This is a genomic window from Rosenbergiella metrosideri, from assembly GCF_022602565.1.
Lineage (GTDB): Bacteria > Pseudomonadota > Gammaproteobacteria > Enterobacterales > Enterobacteriaceae > Rosenbergiella > Rosenbergiella metrosideri.
Genome location: NZ_JALBCV010000002.1, coordinates 92,996 through 109,427, shown reverse-complemented (window position 1 = coordinate 109,427; position 16,432 = coordinate 92,996). Strand labels below are relative to the sequence as shown.

The 16,432-nt window shown below is 48.0% G+C and carries 18 protein-coding genes; 11 read left to right on the top strand and 7 right to left on the bottom strand.

What is annotated here, in order from left to right; translation table 11 throughout:
- Positions 1 to 2: 2 nt before the first annotated feature.
- The 5 genes from cyoB (at position 3) to MKR94_RS02955 (ending at position 5,316) form a co-directional block, all read left to right on the top strand.
- Positions 3 to 1,985, top strand: coding sequence for a cytochrome o ubiquinol oxidase subunit I (cyoB, locus tag MKR94_RS02975; RefSeq protein ID WP_241645394.1), 1,983 nt, complete (start codon positions 3 to 5; stop codon positions 1,983 to 1,985).
- Positions 1,985 to 2,593: a cytochrome o ubiquinol oxidase subunit III gene (locus MKR94_RS02970; protein ID WP_048911690.1), complete on the top strand. Its 609-nt coding sequence runs from the start codon at positions 1,985 to 1,987 to the stop codon at positions 2,591 to 2,593. The genes cyoB and MKR94_RS02970 overlap by 1 nt, the downstream gene beginning before the upstream one ends.
- A complete protein-coding gene (locus MKR94_RS02965) occupies positions 2,593 to 2,922 on the top strand; it encodes a cytochrome o ubiquinol oxidase subunit IV (protein ID WP_092675588.1) in 330 nt (109 codons plus the stop codon). The genes MKR94_RS02970 and MKR94_RS02965 overlap by 1 nt, the downstream gene beginning before the upstream one ends.
- Positions 2,923 to 2,936: 14 nt before the next feature.
- The gene (gene cyoE / locus MKR94_RS02960) at positions 2,937 to 3,827 is read left to right on the top strand and encodes a heme o synthase (RefSeq protein ID WP_241645393.1); all 891 of its coding nucleotides are present in this window, start codon (positions 2,937 to 2,939) and stop codon (positions 3,825 to 3,827) included.
- A gap of 127 nt (positions 3,828 to 3,954) precedes the next feature.
- Positions 3,955 to 5,316 carry an MFS transporter gene (locus MKR94_RS02955; protein WP_241645392.1) on the top strand — a complete coding sequence of 454 codons (1,362 nt, stop codon included), beginning with the start codon at positions 3,955 to 3,957 and terminating at the stop codon, positions 5,314 to 5,316.
- A gap of 57 nt (positions 5,317 to 5,373) precedes the next feature.
- Here the strand turns inward: MKR94_RS02955 and MKR94_RS02950 are convergent, their stop codons facing one another.
- Complete coding sequence (locus MKR94_RS02950; RefSeq protein WP_048911686.1) at positions 5,374 to 5,865, bottom strand: YajQ family cyclic di-GMP-binding protein; 492 nt, start codon at positions 5,863 to 5,865, stop codon at positions 5,374 to 5,376.
- Between the two features lie 99 nt (positions 5,866 to 5,964).
- Here MKR94_RS02950 and panE point away from each other — a divergent pair, with 99 nt between their 5' ends.
- Together panE and MKR94_RS02940 are read left to right on the top strand one after the other, a co-directional pair.
- Complete coding sequence (panE, locus tag MKR94_RS02945; protein ID WP_241645391.1) at positions 5,965 to 6,882, top strand: 2-dehydropantoate 2-reductase; 918 nt, start codon at positions 5,965 to 5,967, stop codon at positions 6,880 to 6,882.
- Positions 6,839 to 7,435 (top strand): DJ-1/PfpI family protein, encoded by a 597-nt coding sequence (locus MKR94_RS02940; protein ID WP_241645390.1) that lies wholly within the window; start codon positions 6,839 to 6,841, stop codon positions 7,433 to 7,435. The genes panE and MKR94_RS02940 overlap by 44 nt, the downstream gene beginning before the upstream one ends.
- Before the next feature lie 31 nt (positions 7,436 to 7,466).
- Here the strand turns inward: MKR94_RS02940 and thiI are convergent, their stop codons facing one another.
- Positions 7,467 to 8,915, bottom strand: a complete 1,449-nt coding sequence (gene thiI, locus MKR94_RS02935) for a tRNA uracil 4-sulfurtransferase ThiI (protein WP_241645389.1) — start codon at positions 8,913 to 8,915, stop codon at positions 7,467 to 7,469.
- Positions 8,916 to 9,131: 216 nt separating this feature from the next.
- On the opposite strand from thiI, the gene xseB reads away from it, so the two are divergent.
- Genes xseB through dxs form a run of 3 tightly spaced genes read left to right on the top strand, consistent with a single transcriptional unit; the run spans position 9,132 to position 12,158 of the window.
- Complete coding sequence (gene xseB / locus MKR94_RS02930; protein WP_048911682.1) at positions 9,132 to 9,371, top strand: exodeoxyribonuclease VII small subunit; 240 nt, start codon at positions 9,132 to 9,134, stop codon at positions 9,369 to 9,371.
- Between the two features lie 2 nt (positions 9,372 to 9,373).
- Positions 9,374 to 10,273, top strand: coding sequence for a (2E,6E)-farnesyl diphosphate synthase (ispA, locus tag MKR94_RS02925; protein ID WP_241645388.1), 900 nt, complete (start codon positions 9,374 to 9,376; stop codon positions 10,271 to 10,273).
- 19 nt (positions 10,274 to 10,292) lie between these two features.
- Positions 10,293 to 12,158: a 1-deoxy-D-xylulose-5-phosphate synthase gene (gene dxs / locus MKR94_RS02920; RefSeq protein ID WP_241645387.1), complete on the top strand. Its 1,866-nt coding sequence runs from the start codon at positions 10,293 to 10,295 to the stop codon at positions 12,156 to 12,158.
- A gap of 26 nt (positions 12,159 to 12,184) precedes the next feature.
- On the opposite strand, the gene thiL is transcribed toward dxs, so the two are convergent.
- The 5 genes from thiL to nrdR all read right to left on the bottom strand — a co-directional run bounded on the left by thiL (position 12,185) and on the right by nrdR (position 15,778).
- Positions 12,185 to 13,159, bottom strand: coding sequence for a thiamine-phosphate kinase (gene thiL, locus MKR94_RS02915; RefSeq protein ID WP_214218151.1), 975 nt, complete (start codon positions 13,157 to 13,159; stop codon positions 12,185 to 12,187).
- Between the two features lie 63 nt (positions 13,160 to 13,222).
- Complete coding sequence (gene nusB / locus MKR94_RS02910) at positions 13,223 to 13,642, bottom strand: transcription antitermination factor NusB (RefSeq protein WP_241645386.1); 420 nt, start codon at positions 13,640 to 13,642, stop codon at positions 13,223 to 13,225.
- 16 nt (positions 13,643 to 13,658) lie between these two features.
- Positions 13,659 to 14,129, bottom strand: a complete 471-nt coding sequence (gene ribH / locus MKR94_RS02905) for a 6,7-dimethyl-8-ribityllumazine synthase (protein WP_241645385.1) — start codon at positions 14,127 to 14,129, stop codon at positions 13,659 to 13,661.
- A gap of 78 nt (positions 14,130 to 14,207) precedes the next feature.
- A complete protein-coding gene (gene ribD, locus MKR94_RS02900) occupies positions 14,208 to 15,326 on the bottom strand; it encodes a bifunctional diaminohydroxyphosphoribosylaminopyrimidine deaminase/5-amino-6-(5-phosphoribosylamino)uracil reductase RibD (protein WP_241645384.1) in 1,119 nt (372 codons plus the stop codon).
- On the bottom strand, positions 15,326 to 15,778 hold the full coding sequence (nrdR, locus tag MKR94_RS02895; protein WP_048911675.1) for a transcriptional regulator NrdR: 453 nt from the start codon (positions 15,776 to 15,778) through the stop codon (positions 15,326 to 15,328). The genes ribD and nrdR overlap by 1 nt, the downstream gene beginning before the upstream one ends.
- A 175-nt stretch (positions 15,779 to 15,953) precedes the next feature.
- Between nrdR and lysM the strand changes: the two genes are divergently transcribed.
- Positions 15,954 to 16,391 (top strand): peptidoglycan-binding protein LysM, encoded by a 438-nt coding sequence (gene lysM / locus MKR94_RS02890; RefSeq protein WP_241645383.1) that lies wholly within the window; start codon positions 15,954 to 15,956, stop codon positions 16,389 to 16,391.
- Positions 16,392 to 16,432 lie beyond the last annotated feature (41 nt).

Below are 16,432 nucleotides of genomic sequence, written 5' to 3'. Positions count from 1 at the left end.
TCATGTTAGGAAAATTAACATTAGCGGCGGTTCCCTTAGACGTACCAATCGTCATGGTGACCATCTCCGCTATTATCCTTATTGGTCTGGCACTCGTTGCCACCATCACTTACTACGGTAAGTGGAAGTACCTGTGGACAGAGTGGTTTACCTCTATTGACCACAAAAAACTCGGTATCATGTACTGCATCATGGCTTTCGTGATGTTGCTCCGTGGTTTTGCCGATGCCATCATGATGCGGAGCCAACAGGTTCTCGCCTCAGCAGGTGAAGCTGGCTTCCTTCCGCCGCACCACTACGACCAAATCTTTACCGCGCACGGCGTGATTATGATTTTCTTCGTAGCGATGCCTTTCGTTGTTGGTTTGATGAACATCGCTGTCCCGTTACAAATCGGTGCTCGCGACGTTGCCTTCCCATTCCTAAACAACTTAAGCTTCTGGTTTACGGCTATCGGTGTCATCTTGGTAAACCTGTCTCTGGGTGTGGGCGAATTCGCGCAAACCGGTTGGCTGGCCTACCCTCCTCTGTCGGGTGCTGAATACAGCCCAGGCGTAGGGGTTGACTACTGGATTTGGAGTCTACAGCTATCAGGTATTGGTACAACACTGACCGGGATTAACTTCTTTGTCACTATTTTGAAAATGCGTGCCCCAGGCATGACTATGTTCAAAATGCCAATCTTCACTTGGACCGCGCTGTGTACTAACGTCCTGATTATCGCTGCGTTCCCAGTACTGACGGTGACCTTAGCACTGCTGACCTTGGATCGTTACCTTGGCTTCCATTTCTTTACTAATGAAATGGGCGGTAACATGATGATGTACGTGAACCTAATTTGGGTTTGGGGACATCCAGAAGTTTATATCCTTGTGCTTCCTGTGTTCGGTGTCTTCTCTGAAGTAACGGCAACATTCGCTAAAAAACGCATGTTTGGTTACACCTCAATGGTGTGGGCAACGGTTGCGATCACCGTACTGTCATTTATCGTTTGGTTACACCACTTCTTCACTATGGGATCCGGTGCCAACGTCAATGCCTTCTTCGGTATCATGACAATGATTATCGCAATCCCAACAGGGGTTAAGATCTTCAACTGGTTGTTTACCCTGTATCAAGGTCGTATCGAAATGACTGCGCCTATGCTGTGGACCATCGGCTTTATCGTGACCTTCTCGGTCGGCGGTATGACGGGTGTTCTATTAGCGGTTCCGGGTGCGGACTTCGTATTACACAACAGCCTATTCCTGATTGCTCACTTCCATAACGTTATTATCGGTGGGGTAGTCTTCGGTTGTATGGCGGGTGTGACCTACTGGTTCCCGAAAGCCTTTGGCTTCAAGCTTGACGAGAAATGGGGCAAACGCTCTTTCTGGTTCTGGATCATCGGCTTCTTCGTTGCCTTTATGCCGCTGTACGCATTAGGCTTCATGGGGATGACCCGTCGTTTAAGTCAAAACATCGATCCACAATTCCACCCGCTGTTAGTTGTTGCAGCTTGTGGTGCAGGCTCGATCGCACTGGGTATCCTTTGCCAGCTGATCATGTTCTACGTCTCTATCCGTGACCGTGAACTGAATCGTGACCTGACTGGGGATCCATGGGGTGGTCGTTCTCTTGAGTGGGCAACCTCTTCTCCACCTCCGTTCTACAACTTTGCGGTAATTCCAGAAATCAATGAGCGTGACTCTTTCTGGGAAATGAAGCAAAAAGGCGAAGCCTATAAGAAACCCGCGCATTATGAAGAAATTCATATGCCAAAAAATAGTGGTGCTGCAGTCGTTATCGCTGCTTTCGCAACTATCTTCGGTTTCGCAATGATCTGGTACATCTGGTGGTTGGCGGTTGTCTCTTTTGTTGGAATCTTGGCGAGCTGGATCATCAAGAGCTTTGACGAAGACGTGGATTACTACGTTACCGTTAAAGAAATCGAACAGATTGAGAACAAACACTTTGAAGAACTTAGCAAAGCAGGTGTGAAATAATGTCTTCTCTATCTAAACACCACGACGCCCATGGAGAGCATGGGCATCACGATGCAGGAGCCAATAAGATTTTCGGCTTCTGGATCTACCTGATGAGCGACTGCATTATCTTTGCAACCTTGTTTGCAACCTATGCAGTAATGATGAATAGCACCGCAGGCGGCCCTGCAGGACGTGACATCTTTGAACTGCCGTATGTTCTTGGTGAAACCGCCCTACTCCTCCTGAGTTCTATTACCTACGGCATGGCAGTAATTGCGATGAACAAAGGTAATAAAGGAACGGTTAATGCTTGGTTAGTCTTAACTTTCCTTTGCGGTCTAGGATTCATCGGTATGGAAATCAACGAATTCCATCACCTAATCTCTGAAGGCTTCGGTCCTCAGCGTAGTGGCTTCCTGTCTGCGTTCTTTACCTTGGTCGGTACCCACGGACTTCACGTAACTTGTGGTCTGATTTGGATGCTAGTCCTGATGTTCCAGATCGCAACACGTGGTCTGACCGCGACTAACCGCACCCGTATCATGTGTCTGAGCTTGTTCTGGCACTTCTTGGATGTGGTGTGGATCTGTGTGTTTACCATTGTCTATCTGATGGGGGTCATGTAATGAGTCACTCAGCAACCGAACATGGCGCATCGCATGGTAGCGTGAAGTCGTACATGATTGGCTTCATCCTCTCTATCATCCTAACGGGAATTCCTTTCTGGATGGTAATGGATGGAAGTTCTGCACACTCCACTACCCTAGCGGTAGTGGTGATCTGTGCCGTAGTTCAGGTTATTGTCCATCTGGTCTATTTCCTCCACCTCGACAGTAAGTCTGAGGGCGGTTGGAACCTAGTAGCCATTGTCTTCTCAGCAATCATCATTCTGATTGTTGTGGTCGGCTCACTGTGGATCATGTGGAACCTTAACTACAACATGATGCCCCACTAACTGAGTTAACCGTAATGATTAAGCAATACCTACAAGTGACAAAACCAGGGATTATTTTCGGAAATTTAATTTCTGTGATCGGGGGTTTTCTGCTGGCTTCTAAAGGCAGCATCGACTTCCGCTTATTTTTCGTCTCGCTGATTGGCGTCTCTCTCGTCGTCGCATCAGGTTGTGTTTATAACAACGTGATTGACCGCGATATTGACCACAAGATGGAAAGAACGAAAAACCGAGTTCTGGTGAAGGGGCTCATTTCAACAAAAGTGAGCTTGGCCTACGCCACCTTGTTAGGTATTGCTGGATTCGCGGTACTTTACTTTGGTGCTAATCCGTTAGCCATGTGGCTATCGGTCATGGGTTTCGTGGTTTATGTCGGTGTTTACAGCCTCTATATGAAGCGTAATTCTGTTTACGGAACGCTGATTGGAAGCTTGTCGGGCGCCGCACCTCCCGTGATCGGCTATTGTGCCGTCACGGGCAATTTCGATGCCGGTGCGTTGATTCTCTTAGCTATTTTTAGCTTATGGCAAATGCCTCACTCCTATGCCATAGCGATTTTCCGCTTTAAAGATTATCAAGCGGCAAATATTCCGGTGTTACCTGTCGTGAAAGGTATCTCCGTCGCTAAAAACCACATTACGCTGTATATCATCGCGTTTATGGTAGCGACATTAATGCTCTCCTTAGGGGGCTATGCCGGTTATAAATATTTAGTGGTTGCCGCCGCGGTTAGCCTGTGGTGGTTGGGCATGGCATTATCGGGTTACAAATCTGAAAACGATGACCGTGTCTGGGCACGTAAGCTGTTTGTCTTCTCTATTGTCGCCATTACCGCGTTAAGCGTGATGATGTCTGTCGACTTTATGGGCCCTGGCTCACCAGAGCTACTGACCTACGTGCGTTAATACCACGCTATGCTCCTAAGGCGCGAATTTCGCGCCTTTTCTTTTTGTTACGTAAGCTTAAGATCTATTCATTTACCCAACCTACACAACTCCTTAGACTATAAACAGAATTAAAGTAGAGGTTGTCATGAACGATAATAAAATGACCCCACTCGAGTTGCGCGCAACCTGGGGATTGGGGACGGTATTTTCTTTACGCATGCTCGGCATGTTTATGGTCTTACCTGTATTAACCACCTATGGTATGGCGTTACAGGGCGCGACAGAGGGATTGATTGGACTCGCTATTGGTATCTACGGTCTCGCACAAGCAATCTTCCAAATCCCGTTTGGCTTACTCTCTGACCGCGTGGGACGTAAACCTCTAATTGTCGGCGGCTTATTGGTATTTGTATTGGGCAGTATTGTTGCGGCAACGACGACCTCAATTTGGGGGATTATTTTAGGGCGTGCCTTGCAAGGTTCCGGTGCTATTGCCGCTGCGGTAATGGCGCTGTTATCCGATTTGACGCGAGAGCAAAATCGTACCAAGGCGATGGCCTTTATCGGGGTAAGTTTTGGGGTGACCTTCGCCATTGCGATGGTGATAGGCCCCATAGTGACGCATCTCCTCGGCTTACACGCCCTGTTCTGGATGATTGCTGTACTCGCTAGCCTCGGGATCATCATCACTTTATTAGTTGTCCCTTCTACCTCCGAGCATGTCCTTAACCGTGAGTCGGGTATGGTTAAAGGTAGCTTTAGCAAGGTACTTGCAAATCCCAAACTGCTTAAACTCAATGCCGGTATTTTATTCCTACATATCTTATTAATGTCGAGCTTCGTCGCGCTACCCGGTGAGTTTGAACAAGCCGGTTTCCCCGCCTCTGAACATTGGAAAGTCTATCTGGTAACCATGCTGATCGCCTTTGTAGGCGTTGTGCCGTTTATTATCATTGCTGAAGTTAAGCGCAAGATGAAGCTGGTGTTTGTGAGCTGCGTGGCGCTATTACTGATAGCAGAGCTGGTATTGTGGCAAGCTGGTGCTCACTTCTGGACTTTGGTCGTGGGCGTTCAGCTTTTCTTTTTCGCCTTCAACTTGATGGAAGCCATCTTACCTTCGCTGATCAGTAAAGAGTCGCCTGCTGGCTATAAAGGGACGGCAATGGGGATTTACTCGACCAGTCAATTCTTGGGTGTTGCTATCGGCGGCAGTGTAGGCGGATGGGTTTTCCAGCATGTCGACGCGCAAGCTGTCTTTTTACTTGGTGCAGGGATTGCCATTGTGTGGTTACTGGTCAGTTTAACCATGCAAGAGCCACCTTACGTCAGTAGTCTTCGCGTGGTGATCGACCGCACTGATAACGCTCAGTCACTTGAACAGCGCTTACGCGAAGCTCCGGGCGTGAGTAACGTCTTGATTATTCCTGAAGAGCGGGCGGCTTATATTAAAATCGACAGTAAAACGACCAACCGTCAAGAAATCGAAGCGCTGATTGCAGCGAATTAACCCCCTCCCCTCTCGACCACTTACCTGATCCTTTGCTCAGGTAAGTGGTAAGTCATCTTAATCGCGGAAGTTTTTAAATTGGAACGGCTGCCCCAAATTAGCCGCCTTAACGGTTGCCATTGAGGATTGTAAATCATCACGTGATTTACCTGTCACGCGCAACGATTCACCCTGAATCTGCGTTTGTACTTTCAGCTTGGCATCTTTGATGACTTTGACAATTTTCTTGGCAATGTCTGACTCAATCCCTTTTTTCATTTTAATGTCTAGGCTCCAGCTCTTACCGCTGTGGGTAATCTCTTCTGGTACATCCAGCACAGCCCCTTCAATGCCACGCTTCAACATTTTTTCACGCAGGATGTCGACAATTTGACGCACTTGGAAGTCAGACTCACTGCTCACAGAGATCACTTCATTCTTTTCATTCAATGTCACTTCTGCCGTCACATTGCGAAAATCGAAACGAGTTGATAGTTCACGGTTGGTATTTTCAACAGCATTTTTCACTTCTGGCATTTCAACTTCTGAAACTATATCGAAAGATGGCATATTTTCTTCTCCTCTTAAATCGTTGACATGCATAATACCGATCTGTAATGACGACACAACTGTTCAGCAAAAATTGGCAATGGATTGCGAGGGAATTTTATGAGAATAACAGTATTAGGCTGTGGTGCTTTAGGTCAGATATGGCTATCGGCTCTCTTCAGAGCAGGCCATGATGTACAAGGGTGGCTCAAAGTGCCACAACCGCAGCTCGCTATACAGGTCTTCACCCCTGAACAAAACTGCTATCAGCATAGGTTCTCCGTTAATGATGCTCACCTTCTGCAACAATGTGAATTATTGCTGGTAACGTTGAAGGCCCAGCAACTGCAATCGGCATTAACACCGCTTTTACCACTTCTGCCTGCAGCGTGCCCTATCGTCTTAATGCATAATGGACTGGGGGTCATTGATGATCTGCCTGTAATCACTCAGCCACTCTGTCATGCCGTGACCACGCAAGCAGCTTACCGTACCGCGGCAGCGACATTGCATAAAGCATGGGGATTAACACAAATCGGGCCATTAAACGCGGCAGCGCAGTCGGTAAGCCATGTCGCTGATATTCTCCACCAAGCTCTGCCAGATGTCGCTTGGTATGATGAGATAAAAATATCAGGGTGGAAGAAATTAGCGGTTAATGCGGTAATTAATCCTTTAACGGTTAAATATGACTGCCAGAATGGTGAGCTAATGATGGTGTTAGACGAGGTCAAAGCGTTGTGTAGTGAGCTTGCAACCGTGATGAAGCGGGAAGGTATCCATACCGACACCCTTCAATTATACGATCAGGTCGTCAATGTGATTAGCCTCACCGCCGCAAACAGTAGTTCTATGCGTCAAGATATCCACGCAAAGCGCTTAACTGAAATCGACTATATCAATGGCTATCTCCTTAAACGTGCGCGCTGCTACGGGTTAACCTTACCTCAGCATTCGGCGCTTTATCAACGGATTAAACAAAAGGAATCCGAGTATGTCAGCGACGCCCTCAGTGCTACTCTGCCTCGCTCATGGTAATGATGCCATTGAGATCACCACCTTTTTAAGTTTACTGCCGCGCGCCGGTATTCAGGTTACCGTCGCCAGTGTCGAGGGTGATAGCACCCTCACCCTTCAAAGCGCAGAGGGGCTTACCTTTCAGGCCGATACTCCCCTCTGTCAGGCGGTCGATAACGCCCACGATATGCTTCTTCTACTCGGAGGAAGAGAAAGTTGTGAAACTTACGTCGAGAGCGACTTGGTGATTGAATCTATCGCTCAATTCATAGCGAGCCAACGCTACGTTGTGGCCATGAGCCATGCGGTGCCGGGATTAATCGATAAGGTAGACTGTTACCGTGGGGCAAATGTAACCTGCCTGCCGCAACAGAAGGCTTTATTACAGCATACGCAATGGCAAGAACGGCGTGTTGTGATCGACCCACGCTATCATCTATTGAGCGGTCAAGGACCGTTATGTGCAACCGATATGGCACTGAAAATTATTGAACTGCTGAAGGGGAAGGAAGATGCTCATGCCGTTACTCATGATCTCGCCATCCCGATTGGGATTTACAATTATCAAGAGTAAAAAAAAGGCCTCATCATTGAGGCCTTAAGTATTACGGTCGGTACACTTTAACGTTAGTGAACCCTTGCTCATGCAGGTATAAGGCTTGTAATCGGCTCATTACCCCCCGCTGGCAGTAGAGTAACCAGGTACGTGAACGGTCCAAGTCCCCGAATTGCGTACTCAGCTTGTAGAAAGGTATCGATTTGATTTCTACACCACCGATATCGAGAGGATGATCCTCTTGTTCATCGATTGAACGAATATCCAGAATCGCATCTTGAGCCGTAAATTCGCTGACTGATTCGATTTCTGCCACTTCAGCGGTGGTCTCAACGGCAATTTCACGAATATCGATATTGCGTGCCTCAGCAACGACCCGGTCTAAGATGGTGAAATCGAAATTATTCTCTTCTTCTTCAATCTTCGCCTTGACCGCTTTCACAGTAGGACTCTTCGAGATCACGCCACAATATTCAGGCATGGTTTTCGCAAAATCTTCTGTGCCAATTTGACGAGCCACTTTGATGATGTGTTCTTTATCATGGGAGATCAGCGGACGCAGAACAAGGGTGTCAGAGACGTTATCGATAAGACGAAGATTGGTTAGGGTTTGGCTTGAAACTTGGCCAAGTGCTTCACCGGTCACCAACGCCTGAACGCCATAACGCTCAGCAATATGAGAGGCCGCACGGATCATCATTCGCTTCAGTACAACACCCATCTGACCATCATCAACTTTTTCTAAAATCTCGCCAACCACTGGCTCGAAATCGATAGCGATGAATCGTACGCGGTGAGAGCGACCAAAGGTGTTCCAAAGATAATGCGCGACTTGGCGTACACCGATTTCGTGAGCGGCACCGCCAAGATTAAAGAAGCAATAGTGAACCCGGCTACCGCGGCGCATCAGCATATAACTCGATACACCTGAGTCGAAGCCACCCGAGATCAATGAGATCACGTCTTCTTGAGTCCCTATTGGGAAACCACCGAGCCCTTCATAACGATTAGTGATTAATAATAGGCGATCTTGGTCGATCTCTAAATGCACTGTCGTATCTGGATTTTTTAGTTTGACCGAGGCTGACGCAATATGTTGATTCAATCCTCCGCCAACATACCGCTCTACTTCGTGTGAAGTGAACTCATGTTTACCACGGCGTTTGGCACGCACACAGAAGGTTTTCCCCTCAAGTTGTGTTTGGTACCTAGCCAAGGTTTGCTCAAAGATGTCGTGCAAGCTGGTAAAGCTACGATCTTCGACAGCGAGCACGTGATGAATTCCCGGAATCCGCGTCAGTGCTTCTGCCACCGCCGAGCTAAGCTCCGGCTTTCGCGTACGAACCGTAATGTGGTCCCACAAACGGACTACCGCAATATCTTCATCAACGCTTTTCAGCACGTTTCGTATATTGCTGGATAAAATTTTGATAAAGCGCAGTCGTACAGATTGGCTTTTGATCGTTATTTCTGGAAATAGTTTTACGATAAACTTCATAATGGCACTAACTTACGTGGGAATAAACGTTAATTATTAATCGTTTATATGTTAAAATGGTTTTCAGGGTTACCCTCTGATTTAAGCGCGCGTAGTATATCACCATTAGGGTGCATTAGCTTGTTTTAGTCGTGCAATACAGAGTGTTTTGCGAAAACTCTCTAGTCAGCTAACATATATCTCAATTATCGTTCACTCACCAAGCCGGTACTGTATATGCCAAAAAAACCTGCGTCGACGATCAGCTTTGAACAGTCACTTTCTGAATTGGAAGCTATTGTCCAACGCTTAGAAAGCGGTCAATTGCCGCTAGAGGATGCCCTCAACGAATTCGAAAAAGGGGTGACTCTTGCACGCCAAGGCCAACAGCAACTACAGCAAGCCGAGCAACGGGTGCAAATTCTGCTTGCCCAAGACGAGCAGGCTGAATTATCAACGTTCACACCGGAAAAGTGATCATGGATCTCTCCACAACCTTAACGCATTATCGTACCCGTATTGACCGCGTACTCGAAGAATGTTTAGAGAATCTTACTTTTCAGTCTATTCCCTTATATAAAGCCATGCATCATGGCGTATTATTAGGTGGAAAGAGAATGCGTCCGTTTCTGGTCTACGCTACCGGTGAAATGTTTGGTGTCTCACCTGACGTTTTAGATGTGCCAGCATCGGCAATCGAGTTTATTCACGCTTATTCTCTTATTCATGACGACTTACCGGCCATGGATGATGACAGCCTCCGTCGAGGACAGCCAACCTGTCATATTGCCTTTGGTGAAGATACGGCAATCCTAGCGGGCGATGGATTACTGACGCAGGCATTTTCGATTTTAAGTGATAACCCTATGCAAGGCGTTTCGGACAAAATGCGGCTTGCAATGGTCAGCGAATTAGCCCAAGCCAGTGGTGCAGCCGGTATGGTGCTTGGCCAAGCCTTGGATTTACAGGCAGAAGGTAAAACGCTTGATTTGGCAGCCCTAGAAACTATCCACCGCCATAAAACTGGGGCACTGATTCGTGCTGCAATTCGCCTAGGGGCCTTAAGTGCTGGAGAAGAGAGCCGTCAATACCTTCCGATTCTCGACCGTTACGCGGAAGCGATTGGCCTGGCCTTCCAAGTGCAGGACGATATTTTAGATGTTACCGGCGACAGTCAAGTAACGGGGAAACAACAAGGGATGGATGTTGCCCACGGCAAAAGTACCTATCCTGGATTATTAGGTCTTGACCAAGCAAAAGCGAAAGCCCAAGAGCTTTACCAAGAAGCCATCAATGCGCTGGTACAGCTTGAACAGCATGGCTTTTCTACTCAGCAATTACAGGCGTTAGCGAGTTATATCGTTGAGCGTAATAAATAAATTCTATGATGAGTCTCTGATGAGTTTTGACAATACCCTTTATCCCACTCTGGCCTTGGCTGAGACCGTTCAGCAATTACGCCAACTTCCTAAAGAGAAGTTGCCACAACTCTGCGAAGAATTACGCGCGTATTTGCTCAATAGTGTGAGTCAATCGAGTGGGCACTTTGCCTCTGGCCTTGGTGTCGTTGAACTTACCGTTGCATTACACTATGTCTATGATACCCCCTTCGACCACTTAATCTGGGATGTCGGCCATCAAGCTTACCCGCATAAAATTTTGACAGGTCGCCGTGATCGCATCGGTACTATTCGTCAAAAAGATGGGCTGCACCCCTTTCCGTGGCGCGCGGAAAGTGAACACGATGTATTAAGCGTCGGACACTCATCAACCTCTATCAGCGCAGGTTTAGGTCTGGCCGTCGCCGCGCAGAAAGAACAAAAAGAACGTAAAGTCGCCTGTATCATCGGTGATGGTGCCATCACTGCGGGAATGGCATTCGAGGCCATGAACCATGCCGGTGATATAAAACCTGATATGTTAGTTGTACTTAATGATAACGACATGTCTATCTCCGAGAATGTTGGGGCATTGAATAACCGTGTCGCACAACTTCTCTCCGGAAGAACTTATTCTAAATTACGTGAGAGCGGTAAGCGCGCCTTCGATAATTTCCCACCGATTAAAGAGCTGCTCAAACGCACGGAAGAGCATCTAAAAGGGATGGTATCCCCTGGGACCTTATTCGAAGAACTCGGCTTTAACTATATTGGTCCGGTGGATGGCCACGACGTCCTGACGCTGGTGAGTACCTTATGTAATATGCGCCAGCTGAAAGGCCCGCAATTCCTGCATATTATTACGCAGAAAGGCAAAGGATATGCGCCGGCGGAAAAGGATCCGATTAGCTGGCATGCTGTGCCAAAATTCGATCCCGCAAGCGGTGTATTACCGGCTAGCAAACCTAGCATTGCCCCTACCTACTCGAAAGTTTTCGGTGACTGGCTATGCGAAGTCGCGGCGCAAGATCCTAAACTGATGGCAGTCACCCCAGCGATGCGTGAAGGGTCTGGTATGGTCCGCTTTTCTCGCGAATTTCCACAGCAATATTTCGATGTGGCAATCGCTGAACAACACGCGGTAACCTTCGCGGCAGGGTTAGCGATTGGTGGTTATCATCCCGTTGTGGCCATTTACTCAACATTCTTACAGCGTGCTTATGATCAGCTGATTCATGATGTCGCTATTCAGAAGTTACCTGTCTTATTCGCCATCGACCGTGGTGGGATTGTGGGGGCTGATGGTCAAACCCACCAAGGTGCGTTTGATATCGCTTTCTTACGCTGTGTGCCAGACCTCGTCATCATGACGCCAAGCAACGAGGACGAGTGCCGTCAAATGCTCTATACCGGCTACCAATACCGTCAAGGGCCTAGCGCCGTGCGCTATCCTCGCGGTAACGGTATCGGCTTAGCAGAGCGCCCATTAGTCGCCCTACCGATGGGTAAAGGGTATGTGGTACGTGAAGGGTCACAGATAGCGATCTTAAACTTTGGAACACTGCTTGAAGAAGCCAAATACGCGGCCGAGCAGTTAGGTGCAACCTTAGTGGATATGCGTTTTGTTAAACCACTCGATGAAGCATTAGTCCTTACCCTTGCCCAAACACATGATACCTTTATTACCCTCGAAGAAGGGTCAATCAAAGGTGGTGCAGGCAGTGCGGTCAATGAACTTCTGATGGCTCATCGACTGATGCGTCCGGTCCTCAATCTAGGCTTGCCCGACGAATTTATCGCACAGGGCACGCAGGAAGAGGTCAGAGCATTGCTCGGCTTAGACAGCCAAGGGATTATCGCCAGCTACCAGCAGTGGTCAGCCTAAAGAAAAAGCGCCTAACGGCGCTTTTTTTATCCAGTGAAGTGGTCAAACCCCTTCGGTTGGTAAGGCAGCTTCTTACCGTTATCAAATAGGGTAATGCCCTCGGAAGCCGGTAAAATTTGACCAATACAGTGCCCTTCAACGCCTAAATTCGCCAAGGCTACTATGATGGCCTCACGGTTCACTTCAGGCACTGTGAAGCAAAGTTCATAGTCTTCCCCTCCATTCAAGGCAAAGGCTATCGCCTCTTCCCGTGACACCACTTCTTGGAGAGTCGCCGACAGAGGAAGATGATCCTGATCTATCTTCGCTCCAACGCCGCTGGCTTGCAGAATATGCCCGAGGTCTGAGAGTAATCCATCTGACACATCGATCGCGGAAGAGGCTAAATCGCGCAGCGCTTGGCCTTGTAAAATACGCGGCGTTGGGCGCAAGTGCCGTTTTAATAAATAATTTCGCTGTTCAGCGGTTGCCGTCGATAACTTCTCTTGTAACAGAGCAAGTCCCGCCGCACTATCGCCTAGGGTTCCCGTGACAAAAATCCAATCCCCATGTTGTGCGCCGCTTCGTTTCAATGCTTTTCCGGCAGGTACCAGTCCGTGGATCCCAAGCGTCATGGATAGCGGACCGCGTGTGGTATCCCCACCGATTAATTGCATATGATAATAATCGAGTTGTTCGAATAGGGCATCACTAAAGGCTTGTAGCCATGGGTGGTCAATCGCTGGGAGGCTGATCGCTAACGTTAACCAAGCTGGGTCTGCGCCCATTGCAGCCAGATCACTCAAGTTGACAGCCAATGCCTTATAGGCAAGGTCGTCCGGGGCGATATCGTGATAAAAATGAGTACCTTCCACTAATGTGTCAACACTAATGGCTAATGTCTGATTGGGAGCAAGATTTAATAATGCGCAGTCATCACCAATCCCTGTTTCTACATCTCGTCTATAAGTCGTTTTACGATTAAAATAACGACTAATAATCTCAAATTCTCCGCCAGCCATCACGCTTACCTTTTTTGTCTTGCTGAGCCATAAAAAAAGGCCGGAATATCCGGCCTCATAGCATTATTTACGGCGAGGTCTAATTTGTGGAGCAACCTTGTCCAATACGCCGTTTACGAACTTATGGCTATCTTCTGCACCAAATATTTTGGCCAGTTCAATCCCTTCGTTAATCGCAACTTTGTAAGGCACGTCATCACGCTTACTGAGTTCGTAAAGCGAAATACGTAATGCGGCTTTCTCAACTTCGCCCAGCTCGTCAAGGCGACGGCTCAGGTGAGGTTGCATCAGCTTATCAAGATAATCACTGTTGTTCGCTACGCCTGTCAGGATCTCCCGAAAGTACAGCACATCAACGTCTTTGACGTCGTTTTCAGCAAGGAACTGATATTCAACATCAGCAATGTCGTTATTCGATAATTGCCAAGAGTAAAGTGCTTGAAGAGCACACTCTCGGGCGCGGCGGCGAGCAGCAGGTTTCACAAAAATCCCCTCAGAATCAGGCGTTAATCGCTTTTAATACGTTAATCATTTCGAGTGCGGTCAAAGCAGCTTCTGCTCCTTTGTTACCCGCTTTAGTTCCAGCACGCTCAATAGCCTGCTCGATATTTTCGGTCGTCAATACACCAAAAGAAACTGGGATGTCACTATTCATCGCAACATTCGCAATCCCTGAACTCGCTTCGCCTGCCACAAATTCAAAATGTGCAGTACCGCCACGAATTACGGTGCCCAGTGCAATGACAGCGTCATATTTTTTAGTCTGTGTTAAGGTGCGTGCGGCGAGTGGCAGTTCATAAGCGCCTGGTACCCACACCACGGTAATGTTTTCGTCTTTGACCTGACCAATACGTTTTAACGCATCGACTGCACCTTGAAGCAAGCTATCGTTAATGAAGTTGTTGAAACGAGCGATAACAATCGCAATATTTGCTTCTGGCGTAGCAACCGGCGCTTCGATAGTTTTCATAAATATCCTTCAGGTTAAGAGTTAGACGCCCAACAGGGCGCGAATTCTAGCATAATGTTTAACGAACTGCTTAGGCTTTTACGCAGACAGTGAGGTTGGCTGTAAAATAATACGAATATCGGGGCCAACTTGTTGAATATCTTGTATCTCAAATCGTAAGGCTTGTGCAAGGTGCTCAAGGCCCGGTAGCACACAAAGCCCCCGAGCATCGGTCCCCATTAAGGTCGGGGCCATATACAGGATCAATTCATCAACGACACCTGCTTGCAATAGCTGTCCTGCCAAGCTTGCGCCCGCTTCAACCCACACAGTGTTAACCTCTTGTTTGCCCAACACCATCATTAATGCGACCAAATCGATATTTTCTTGGTGCTCAGGAACGACTAGGGTTTTAGTCCAACACGAGGAGTCTACCCCCGGCTGAGTAACGACTCGCCATGTCTGTGCCTCCGTCACCGTGAACAGGGTCTGATCATCGTTCACTTGACGGTGACGATCCAGCACCACACGAATCGGTTGACCTAACAGCTCTTCTCCCCCAATAGTCGCTTGGGCTGCAGGGCTTAACTCTGACCAGCGTACATTCATGCTAGGATTATCGACGAGCACAGTTTTACTGGTGGTGAGGATGGCTGAGGCCTGGGCGCGAAACTCCTGGACGTCTTGTCGTGCTGCAGAAGAAGTGATCCACTTACTTTCACCATTCGCCATGGCTGTGCGCCCATCCAGCGACGCGGCCAATTTTAGTTGTACCCAAGGGAAGCCTGTTCGCATCCGTTTTAGGAAACCTCGGTTTAAGGCTTCAGCCTCTGCCGCCAATAGGCCGAACTCGACCTCGATTCCAGCTTGGCGTAATCGGTGCAAGCCTCTGCCCGCAACTTGAGGGTTGGGATCTTGCATTGCCACGATAACTCGTGAGATCCCTGCTGCGATAAGCGCATCACAACAAGGCGGTGTCCGACCATGATGGCTACAAGGCTCGAGCGTGACATAGGCTGTCGCGCCTCGCGCTTTATCACCGGCCTCACGCAGTGCATTGACTTCTGCATGCCCTTCGCCTGCTTTTTTATGCCAGCCTTGACCGACCACTTCGCCATCCTGAACGATCACACAGCCGACATTTGGATTAGGGTTAGTGGTAAAACGTCCCCTTTTGGCGAGGTCTAAAGCCTGTTGCATAAACACTTGATCTGACATTACTCGCTCCCCAGCTTGGCAATTTCCTCACCGAATTCACGAACATCCTCAAAACTACGATAAACTGATGCAAAGCGGATGTAAGCGACTTTATCCAATAATTTCAATTCGTCCATCACGTAATTCCCTACCACCTTGCTTGGCAGCTCGCGTTCTCCGGTCGCGCGTAATCGCGCTTTAATTCTGTGCACGGCGTTGTCCAGGGCATCCGCACTAACTGGACGCTTTTCTAAGGCCTTCAGCAACCCACGCATCATCTTTTCTTCATCAAAAGGCTCTCTAACCTCATCGCTTTTAATGACACGTGGCATCACCAATTCGGCAATTTCGAAAGTGGTAAATCGTTCACTACAGAGTAAACACTGCCTACGGCGACGTACTGACGACCCTTCACTGACTAAACGAGAATCAATGACTTTGGTATCGACAGCGTTACAAAAAGGGCAATACATGGTGTCTCCTAAACTGAGGCAGTAGGGTCAACTAGTGTAGCGCGAACCCCTGAGGACAGAAACGCCTAGCATTAAATTTATTCACTACAGCCAGATATCTCTCATTGTGAAAGAAATAGTCTATGCTTTACGGTGAAATACTGACTATTTTCACGACCTAAAACAGGAGTTTGTAATGGGCTTATTTGATTTTGTTAAAGAAGCAGGTGAAAAAATTTGGGATTCAGTCACCTCACATGACGATGCGGCAACCAAAATTCAGGATCACCTAAAAAAACTGGGGATTCCGGGGGCTGATAAAGTACAAGTTAATGTAGAGGGTGATAAAGCCACTGTCAGCGGTGATGGAATTAGCCAAGAACTGAAAGAGAAAATCTTGGTGGCTATCGGCAACGTTGCGGGCGTTAGTCATGTCGAAGATAACGTGAAAACGACGGATACTACGTCCGAGAGCAAGTTCTATACCGTTAAGTCAGGCGACACGCTCAGTGGAATTGCTAAGCAAGTCTACGGTGACGCTAACCAATACAATAAAATTTTTGAAGCGAATAAGCCGATGCTATCGCATCCAGATAAGATCTACCCTGGTCAATCTCTGCGTATTCCTGCCTAAAAAAATCGCTGCCGTGTCATCGGCAGCGACACTTTCACCGT

Bases quoted from the DNA above. Each gene is read 5' to 3' on its own strand.
- cyoB (WP_241645394.1), top strand. From the start codon at position 3: ATGTTAGGAAAATTAACATTAGCGGCGGTTCCCTTAGACGTACCAATC.
- MKR94_RS02970 (WP_048911690.1), top strand. From the start codon at position 1,985: ATGTCTTCTCTATCTAAACACCACGACGCCCATGGAGAGCATGGGCAT.
- MKR94_RS02965 (WP_092675588.1), top strand. From the start codon at position 2,593: ATGAGTCACTCAGCAACCGAACATGGCGCATCGCATGGTAGCGTGAAG.
- cyoE (WP_241645393.1), top strand. From the start codon at position 2,937: ATGATTAAGCAATACCTACAAGTGACAAAACCAGGGATTATTTTCGGA.
- MKR94_RS02955 (WP_241645392.1), top strand. From the start codon at position 3,955: ATGAACGATAATAAAATGACCCCACTCGAGTTGCGCGCAACCTGGGGA.
- MKR94_RS02950 (WP_048911686.1), bottom strand. From the start codon at position 5,865: ATGCCATCTTTCGATATAGTTTCAGAAGTTGAAATGCCAGAAGTGAAA.
- panE (WP_241645391.1), top strand. From the start codon at position 5,965: ATGAGAATAACAGTATTAGGCTGTGGTGCTTTAGGTCAGATATGGCTA.
- MKR94_RS02940 (WP_241645390.1), top strand. From the start codon at position 6,839: ATGTCAGCGACGCCCTCAGTGCTACTCTGCCTCGCTCATGGTAATGAT.
- thiI (WP_241645389.1), bottom strand. From the start codon at position 8,915: ATGAAGTTTATCGTAAAACTATTTCCAGAAATAACGATCAAAAGCCAA.
- xseB (WP_048911682.1), top strand. From the start codon at position 9,132: ATGCCAAAAAAACCTGCGTCGACGATCAGCTTTGAACAGTCACTTTCT.
- ispA (WP_241645388.1), top strand. From the start codon at position 9,374: ATGGATCTCTCCACAACCTTAACGCATTATCGTACCCGTATTGACCGC.
- dxs (WP_241645387.1), top strand. From the start codon at position 10,293: ATGAGTTTTGACAATACCCTTTATCCCACTCTGGCCTTGGCTGAGACC.
- thiL (WP_214218151.1), bottom strand. From the start codon at position 13,159: ATGGCTGGCGGAGAATTTGAGATTATTAGTCGTTATTTTAATCGTAAA.
- ribH (WP_241645385.1), bottom strand. From the start codon at position 14,129: ATGAAAACTATCGAAGCGCCGGTTGCTACGCCAGAAGCAAATATTGCG.
- ribD (WP_241645384.1), bottom strand. From the start codon at position 15,326: ATGTCAGATCAAGTGTTTATGCAACAGGCTTTAGACCTCGCCAAAAGG.
- nrdR (WP_048911675.1), bottom strand. From the start codon at position 15,778: ATGTATTGCCCTTTTTGTAACGCTGTCGATACCAAAGTCATTGATTCT.
- lysM (WP_241645383.1), top strand. From the start codon at position 15,954: ATGGGCTTATTTGATTTTGTTAAAGAAGCAGGTGAAAAAATTTGGGAT.